The 1,000-nt window shown below is 45.0% G+C and carries 1 protein-coding gene; it reads right to left on the bottom strand.

Features of this window, described 5'->3' with window-relative positions:
- Positions 1-881: signal recognition particle protein (locus tag ACFIO3_RS13935; protein ID WP_375704673.1), on the bottom strand; the 881-nt coding region annotated here is incomplete at its 3' end.
- Positions 882-1,000: the final 119 nt, after the last annotated feature.

Below are 1,000 nucleotides of genomic sequence, written 5' to 3'. Positions count from 1 at the left end.
ATACGATCAGCAATACGACTGGGATGAAATTCTTCTAAAGCATCTATTTTTTCACCAGTTCCAATTGCTTTAATTGGCTTGCCTGTAACAGCACGCATGGAAAGAGCAGCACCACCCCGCCCATCACTATCCATCCGTGTTAAAATAATTCCTGTAATCCCTACACGCTCATCAAAAGAACGAGCAAGATGAACGGCATCTTGCCCCGTCAAACTATCAGCCACCAACATAATTTCATGAGGAAGGGAACACGCTTTAATTTCAGCCAATTCAAGCATCAAAGCTTCATCAATATGATTACGCCCTGCCGTATCAAGAAGAAGCACATCATAACCACCCAATTTAGCAGCTTGCACAGCACGTGATGCAATATCAACGGGCAACTGTCCCGCAATAATAGGCAAGCTTGCAAGTGTCGCCTGCTCTCCCAATTGGCGCAATTGCTCTTGTGCAGCGGGACGGCGTGTATCTAATGACGCCATGAGAACTTTTTTATTGTGCTTATCCGTTAACCGTTTTGCAAGCTTTGCTGTTGTGGTTGTTTTTCCCGAACCTTGCAAACCAATCATCATAATAACAACTGGAGAAGGAGCATTCAAATCACTCAGAACACTTTCATTTCCAAGAATATGAACCAATTCATCATGAACAATTTTAACCACCATTTGGCCTGGCTTAATCGATTTAACGATTTCGGCCCCAACAGCTTTTTCCCGAACTCTATCGGTAAAAGAGCGCACAACATCAAGAGCAACATCGGCTTCCAATAAAGCGCGACGAATTTCACGCAGCGCCTCTGCAACATCCTGATCAGATAAAGCGCCACGCCCTGTCAAATGAGACAGGATAGAACCAAGTCGCTCTTGCAAAGATTCAAACATCATTTACCTCATTGTTGCATAACAAACAAACCAAAGTGGCACCCGAGAACGCATCGCGCCGTCGGATGTTGACCTCTGAGATCTCTTTATACCCTTAAACCGGGGTCTCAGTCGGTGGC

Source organism: Bartonella sp. AD328YNZD (assembly GCF_042196425.1).
Note: the sequence above shows the minus strand (reverse complement) of the source record. Positions and strands in the feature narration are given on the sequence as shown.